This is a genomic window from Embleya sp. NPDC005575 (assembly GCF_040605455.1).
Classification (GTDB): Bacteria; Actinomycetota; Actinomycetes; order Streptomycetales; family Streptomycetaceae; genus Embleya.
On sequence record NZ_JBEXCV010000120.1, the window covers coordinates 20,213 to 27,877 of the forward strand.

2 protein-coding genes are annotated in these 7,665 nt (G+C 73.4%); one reads left to right on the forward strand and one right to left on the reverse strand.

What is annotated here, in order from left to right:
* The first annotated feature begins 5 nt into the window (after window positions 1–5).
* Window positions 6–5,411, forward strand: a complete 5,406-nt coding sequence (locus tag ABZS54_RS30855; RefSeq protein WP_355543372.1) for a type I polyketide synthase — start codon at window positions 6–8, stop codon at window positions 5,409–5,411.
* 345 nt (window positions 5,412–5,756) lie between these two features.
* On the opposite strand, the gene ABZS54_RS30860 is transcribed toward ABZS54_RS30855, so the two are convergent.
* Window positions 5,757–7,665, reverse strand: a 1,909-nt coding sequence (locus ABZS54_RS30860) for a thioester reductase domain-containing protein (protein WP_355543375.1), incomplete at its 5' end; no start/stop codon positions are given.

A 7,665-nucleotide genomic window follows, 5' to 3' on the forward strand; every position in this document is an offset into this window, starting at 1 on the left:
TTCTTGTGAGTAACGAAGAGAAGCTGGTCGAGTACCTCAAGCGGGTCACGGCCGAGTTGCAGCAGACCAGGCAACGGCTGCGGTACACCGAGCAGGCGAGTCGGGAACCGGTCGCCATCATCGGCATGGCGTGCCGGTTTCCCGGCGACGTCGGCTCGCCGGAGGACCTGTGGCGACTGCTGGACGCCGGTGGCGACGCGATCGGCGAATTTCCCGTCGACCGGGGCTGGGACGCGGAGTCGCTGTACGACCCCGATCCCGACACACCCGGCCGCACCTACACCCGGCATGGCGGATTCCTGCGCGGGGCAACCGAGTTCGACCCGGAGTTCTTCGGGATCTCGCCGCGCGAGGCGGTCGCGATGGACCCGCAGCAGCGGCTGCTCCTGGAAACCTCGTGGGAGGCGCTGGAGCGGGCCGAGGTCCGCCCCGCCTCGCTGCGCGGCGCCCGGGTCGGGGTGTTCGCGGGAGCCATGGCACCGGACTACGGCCCCCGGCTGCACCAGGCCGCCGGTGGTGCGGAGGCGCACCTGCTCACCGGCACCGCGAACAGCGCCGCCTCCGGGCGGATCGCGTACACCCTCGGATTCGAGGGGCCCGCGGTCACCGTCGACACGGCATGCTCGTCGTCGCTGGTCGCGCTGCACCTGGCGGTCCAGTCGCTGCGCCGGGGGGAGTGCACGCTCGCGCTGGCCGGTGGCGCCACGGTGATGTCCACCCCCGGCATGCTCGTCGCGTTCAGCCGCCAGCGCGGGCTGGCCCCGGACGGGCGCTGCAAGTCCTTCGCCGACGCGGCCGACGGCACCGGCTGGGCCGAGGGCGTCGGCATGCTCCTGGTGGAGCGGCTCTCGGACGCCGTGCGGCTGGGGCACCCGGTGCTGGCCGTGGTGCGCGGCAGCGCGGTCAACCAGGACGGCGCCTCGAACGGGTTGACAGCGCCGAACGGACCGTCCCAGCAGCGGGTGATCCGGCAGGCGCTCGAAGACGCCGACCTGGCCACTTCCGACGTGGACGCGGTCGAGGCGCACGGCACCGGCACCGGGCTCGGCGACCCCATCGAGGCGCAGGCCGTCCTGGACACCTACGGTCTGGACCGCGACCGTCCCATGTGGCTCGGGTCGTTGAAGTCCAACATCGGGCACACCCAGGCCGCAGCCGGGGTCGGCGGCGTGATCAAGATGGTGCTCGCGCTTGCACACGGTGTGCTGCCGAAGACCCTGCACGTGGACGCGCCCTCGTCGCATGTGGACTGGTCCGCGGGCGAGGTGCGATTGCTGACCGAGCGGCGGGAATGGCCGGTGACGGGCGCGCCGCGGCGGGCCGCGGTGTCGTCGTTCGGGATCAGCGGCACGAACGCGCACGTGATCCTGGAACAGGCACCGGCGATCGAGGCGGCCGAGCCGCAGGAACGTGTTCCGCTGCCGCTGGTGCCGTTGGTGCTCTCCGGCAGGACTCCCGACGGGCCGGCCGACCAGGCCGGGTTGTTGCTGTCCACCGTGGAATCGTTCGACCCGCTCGACGTCGCCTTCTCGCTGGCGACCACCCGGACGGCCTTCGAGCAGCGGGCCGCGGTGGTGGCGGGGGACCGGGACGAACTGCTCGCCGGCCTGCGGGTGATCGCCGCCGGCGGTACCGCTCCCGGCGTGGTGCGGGGTGTCGCGCACCCCGGCCGCACCGCGTTCGTGTTCGCCGGGCAGGGCACCCAGCGGATCGGGATGGGCCGGGAACTGTACGCGGCGTTCCCGGAGTTCGCGGCGGCGCTGGACGAGGTGTGCGCCGGGTTCGACGGCCTGCTGGACCGGCCGCTGCGCGACGTACTGGTCGCGGAGACGGACCCGGAAGCGCAACTGCTGGACCGGACCGGGTGGGCGCAGCCCGCGCTGTTCGCGATCGAGGTCGCACTGACCCGACTGCTCGGGTCGTGGGGCGTGCGGCCGGAGGTGCTGGCCGGCCATTCGATCGGTGAGCTGTCGGCGGCGTTCGTCGCGGGACTGTGGACGCTCGAGGACGCATGCCGCGTGGTGGCGGCGCGTGGCCGGCTGATGGAGCGGTTGCCCGAAGGCGGCGCGATGGTGTCGATCCGGGCCGGCGAGGACGCGGTCGCCGCGATGTCGGCGGGTGACGAGGTCGGCATCGCCGCCGTGAACGGGCCGGATTCGGTGGTCGTGTCCGGCGAGGAGAACGCGGTGTTGCGGGTCGCCGAGCACTTCGCGTCCCTCGGCCGACGCACGAAGCGATTGCGGGTGAGTCACGCGTTCCACTCGCCCCTGATGAACCCGATGCTGGAGCCCTACCGCGAGGTGCTCGCCGCCGTGGAGTTCCACGAGCCGGTGTTGCCGATCGTATCGACGGTCACCGGCGAGCCGCTGACGGCGGAGTCGGTGTGCTCACCGGAGTACTGGGTGCGCCAGGTCCGGGAGCCGGTGCGGTTCGCCACTGCGGTGCAGCGCCTTTTGGACGACGGGGTGACCCGGTTCGTCGGCGTCGGCCCGGACGCCTCGGTGGCCGTGATGGCCGAAGGCTGTTTCCCGGAGCGGGACTCGGTATCGGTCGCGGTGCCGGTCCTGCGGGCCGACCGCCCGGAACCGGTCGCCGCGCTGACCGCGTTGGCCGCGGCGCACGTGCACGGCATCGAGGTGGAGTGGCACCGGGTGTTCGCCGGGACGGGCGCGAGCACCGTCCGGGTGCCGACCTACGCCTTTCGCCGCGACCGGTACTGGATGGACGTTCCGGTTCAGGCGGGCGACCTGCGGGCCGCGGGCCTGGTCGCCGGGGAGCACCCGCTGCTCGGTGCGGTGCTGGCGCTGCCGGAGTCCGGCGGGACGGTGCTGACCGGCCGGCTGTCCTCGCAGGGCCTGACATGGCCGGCCGACCACGCTGTGCTGGGTCGGGTGGTCGTGCCCGGTGCGGCGTTCGTCGAGATGGTGCTGCGCGCCGGCCGTGAGGTCGGCTGCGACCTGCTGGACGAGTTGACCCTGCACACGCCGTTGGTGCTGGGGGAGCAGGGCGGGGTGCTGATCCAGGTCGTGGTCGAGGAGGCCGACGAGTCGGGACACCGGGCGGTGTCGGTGCACGCCCGCCCGGAGGACGGCGACTGGGTCCGGCACGCCGACGGTTCGTTGTCCGGCGGTGCCCCGCCGGCCGCGTTCGAGGCCGGCGCATGGCCGCCGGAGGGCGCGGAGGAGGTCGCGATCGGCGACCTGTACGCCGACCTCGCCGCGCGTGGGTACGACTACGGCCCGACGTTCCGCGGGTTGTCGGCGCTGTGGCGGCGCGGGGACGAGGTGTTCGCCGAGGTCGCGCTGCCGCCGGAGGCGGCGGCCGACGCGGATCGGTACGGCCTGCACCCGGCGCTGCTGGACGCGGCGCTGCACGCGGTCTGGTTCGGCTCCTTCCTCGACGGTATGGACGGCGCCGTCCTGCCGTTCGCCTGGTCCGGCGTGTCCCTGTCGGCGGTCGGGGCATCCGCGCTGCGGGTGCGGATGTCGGCCTCCGGCGCGGACGTGGTGTCGATCCGGGTCACCGATACGACCGGTGCGCCGGTGGCCTCGGTCGACGGCCTGCGGTTCCGGCAGATGCCGACGCCCGGAGCGGGCACGGCCGCGGAGTCGATGTTCCGGGTGGACTGGTCGGCCGCGCCCGCCGAGCCGGCGGAAATCGCCCGGTGGACGCTCGTGGACACGCTCGCGGAGGTCCCCGCCGACCCGGGTGTGGTGTTCCTGCGCTGCCCGGCCGGCCCGGACGCTCGGGAGGTCACCGGTGCGGTGCTCACCCTCGTGCAGGAGTGGCTCGCCGACGAGCGGTTCGCGTCCGGGACGCTCGTGCTGGTGACCGAGGGCGCGGTCGGCGCCGAGCCGAAGGAACCGGTCGACGGGCTGCCCCAGGCCGGGGTGTGGGGCCTGGTGCGGTCCGCGCAGACCGAGAACCCGGGCCGGTTCGGGCTGGTGGACGTGGACGCGGAGGCGGTGCCGTGGGCCGCGGTGGCGGCGCTGGTCGCGCAGGAGCCGCAGTTGGCGGTGCGATCCGGCCGGGCCCTGGTGCCCAGGCTGGTCCGGGCCGAGGTCGGTGCCGGCGGCGCGCCGGCGGCGGCGTTCGGTGCCGGCACGGTGCTCGTCACCGGCGGGACCGGCACGCTCGGCGGGGTCGTGGCACGGCACCTGGTGACCGCACACGGCGTGCGGCGGCTGCTGCTGGTCAGCCGTACGGGCGCCGGTTCCCCGCGGGGCGCGGAACTGGCGGCCGAGCTGACCGGATTGGGCGCCGAGGTCGTCCTGGCCGCCTGCGACACGGCCGACCGTGCCGCGCTGGCCCGGTTGCTCGCCGACATCCCGGCCGAGGCCCCGCTCACCGCGGTCGTGCACGCGGCCGGCGCGCTCGACGACGGGGTGCTGACCGAGCTGACCCGACAGCGGCTCGACGTGGCACTGAGCCCCAAGATGGTCGCCGCGTGGAACCTGCACGAGCTGACCTGCGACCTGGACCTGTCGGCGTTCGTGCTGTTCTCCTCGATGTCCGGCCTGATCGGCCCGGCGGGTCAGGCGAACTACGCGGCGGGCAACGCCTACCTGGACGCACTCGCGCAGTATCGACGGGCCCGGGGGCTGTCCGGGGTGTCGCTGGCGTGGGGCATGTGGGCCGAGCGCAGCACGATGACCGAGGACCTGACCGACGTGGACCTGGCCCGACTGGCCCGGCTCGGGGTGACCCTGTCCTCGTCGGAACAGGGTGTCGCGCTGCTGGACGCCGCACTCGGTCTCGACGAGGCGCTGTTGGTTCCGGTCGCACTGGACCTGACCATGGTGCGCGCCCAGGCGGACGTGCCGGCGATCCTGCGGCGTCTCGCGGGCCGAGGGGTGGTGCCGCGCTCGCCGCGGTCGCCGCGCCCGGCGCCCGCCGACTCCGGTGCGCTGCCGGCCCGGCTGGCCGGCCTGTCGGAGGAGGACCGGTACGCGATCCTGCTCGACCTGGTGTGCACCCGGATGGCCGACGTGTTGCAGTATGCGACGGGACGGTCGATCGATCCCGACCGTGCGTTCTCCGATCTCGGGGTCGACTCGGTGTCCGCCGTGGAGTTCCGGAACCGGCTCGGTGCCGAGACCGGCCTGAGGCTCGCGCAGACGCTGGTGTTCGACCACCCGACGGCCGCCGCCGTGGCCCGTGAGTTGATCCGTCTGCTCGCGGCCCACACCTCGGCACCGACGGGTTCGGTGCTGAGCGAGCTGGACCGGGTCGACTCGGCGCTGACCGTGTCCTCGGTCACCGGCCCGGACGGGGACAGGATCGCCGATCGCCTCGAAGGCCTGCTGATGAAGCTGCGTGCGTTCCGGGACTCCGCCGACCCGTCCGAGGAGCGGCTCGACGTCACCGCCGCGACGGACGAGGAACTCTTCCAGTTCCTGGACGGCAAGTAAGTCGGGAGCCGGCGGTGAACCCGCGGTGCGGGTCACGGATGCCGGCCCGGTTGTCGTGAATGGTCCGTCGGGGGCGTCGAGCGTCCCCGGCGGACCATTCACGTCGGGGCCGCAGTCTCGGGCGGACCGTCGCTCGGCGAGCGCGCGCGGGTGCCCGTACCACTCGCGCACGCCCTCGGGGGCGCCGGCACGGAGCCCGCCGGGCACGCCGAAGGGCCGGAGGGCCATGTGCCGGTCGAGCCGTCGAAGGCAAGTACGCACATGGGCCACATCCGGCCCTCGCGGGTGGGCCTTCGGTCCCCGCCGGGGATCGAAGGCCCACCCGAGGCCGTACCGGCTACCGCCCTACCCGAGCTTCACCGGCGCCGGGAAGTAGCCGGCGCCGGCGAAGAACTCCGCGTACTTGCCGAACAGTTCGGCGTCGATCTCCGGGCAGGCGATGCCCGTGCCGGCCAGCGCGGCCTCCGTCGCGCCGACGTCCATCCGCATGTACAGGGCCTCGCCGGCCGTCATGTAGCTCCGGAAGATGTCGATCGTCGGGAAGAGCGCGTTGTCCCGGTCGGCGCGGACGGTGGCGACGAACTCGTCCCAGGGCACCTCGTCCAGGACGTAGCCGGACTCGCGCAGCCGCTTCACCATGTCTGCATAGCTGACCGCGATCGGGTTGAACAGGTGGAAGGTTCGGCCGTTCGTCGTGCGGGACAGCGCCAGAACGGCCGCGCTGACGTAGTCCACCGGCACCATCGGGAACAGCGCGTTCGCGCCGACCGGCATCGCCCGTGCCTGCAGACTGCCCTTCAGGCTCAGCCAGACGAAGTCGCGGGTCTGGCACGCGCCGTTGGTCTGTGCGCCGGAGATGACGTCGGCGCGATAGATCGACACGGGCAGGCCGCGTTCCCGGGCCAGCCCGATGATCTTCTCGGCGACGTACTTGCTCTGCCGGTAGCCGTTGGTCAGCTCCTCCGGCGGCCCGGTGGGATCCTGCGGGGTCAGGCCGGCGCCGTCGGGTGCCGGCCCGGCGAAGACGCCGGTGCTCGACACGTAATGCAGGGGGACCGTCCGGTGCAGCGCGGCGAGCCGGAGTGCCTCCTCGGTGCCGGTCACGTTGGCCGCCTTCAGCGACGTGTACGGGTGCAGCCAGTTGACCGTCGCGCCCGCGTGATAGACCACGTCGACCTCGCGGGCGAACCGGTCGAACCGCTCGGCGTCGAGGCCGAAACGTGGTTCGGCGAGGTCGCCGGTGACGACCGACAGCCGGTCCACGTCGATCTCGTCCCAGATGCCGTACCAGGTCAGGTTGGCGCGCAGTCGGTCGAGCGCGGCCCTCTCGTCGGCGCCGCGGACCAGGCAGTGCACGGTGGCGCCGGTCGAGCGCATGAGGTCCCTGAGCAGGAAGGCGCCGACGAACCCGGTCCCTCCGGTGAGGAACACCTGGCGGGGATCGGCGACCACGGTGGTGACGTTCTCGGCCGGGACCACGTCCTCGGCGAGCCGCACCTCCGCCGCGAAGTCCACGGTGGACTGCGTGGGGCCTTCGGTTCGGCCGGCCAGCTCCACACCGAGGTAGTCGATCAGCGCCGCGGGGGTGTTGTGGTCGAACAGCAGGGTCGGCGGCAGGCGCAGGCCCGTTTCGCCCTCCAGCCGGTTGCGCAGCTCGACCGCGGTCAGCGAGTCGAATCCGAGCTCGGTGAAGACGGTCGCGGCGGTGATGTGGTCGGTCTTCGCGTGGCCGAGCACTGCGGCCACGGCGGTGCGCACCAGGTCGAGCAGGAGCTCCCGCCGGCCGGACTCGTCGAGCGGGGCCAGGCGTTCGGCGAGCAGCCCGGTGTTCTCGGCCGCCGCGGTGATCACACGCCGGCCCGGCCTGCGGACCAGACTGCGCAGCACGGGGAGGATCGGTCCGGGTTGCCGCTCGATCAGGGCGACGTCGAGGTGCATCGGCACCGTCGTCGGGTGGGCGGCGGTGATCGCCGCGTCGAACAGCGCGGGGCCCTCGGCCGGGGAGATCGGCCGCAGACCCGCCTGCGTCGCCCGGCTCCGGTCCACCTCGGACAGTCGGGACGCCATGCCGTGCTCCTGAGCCCACGCCGCCCAGGCGAGCGAGTGGGCCGGCAGCCCGTTCGCCCTGCGATGCCCGGCGAGCGCGTCGAGGAACTGGTTGGCGGCCGAGTAGTTCGCCTGTCCCGGCGAGCCGACGACGCCGGCGACGGAGGAGAACAGCACGAACATCGCGAGGTCGACGTCGGTGGTCAGG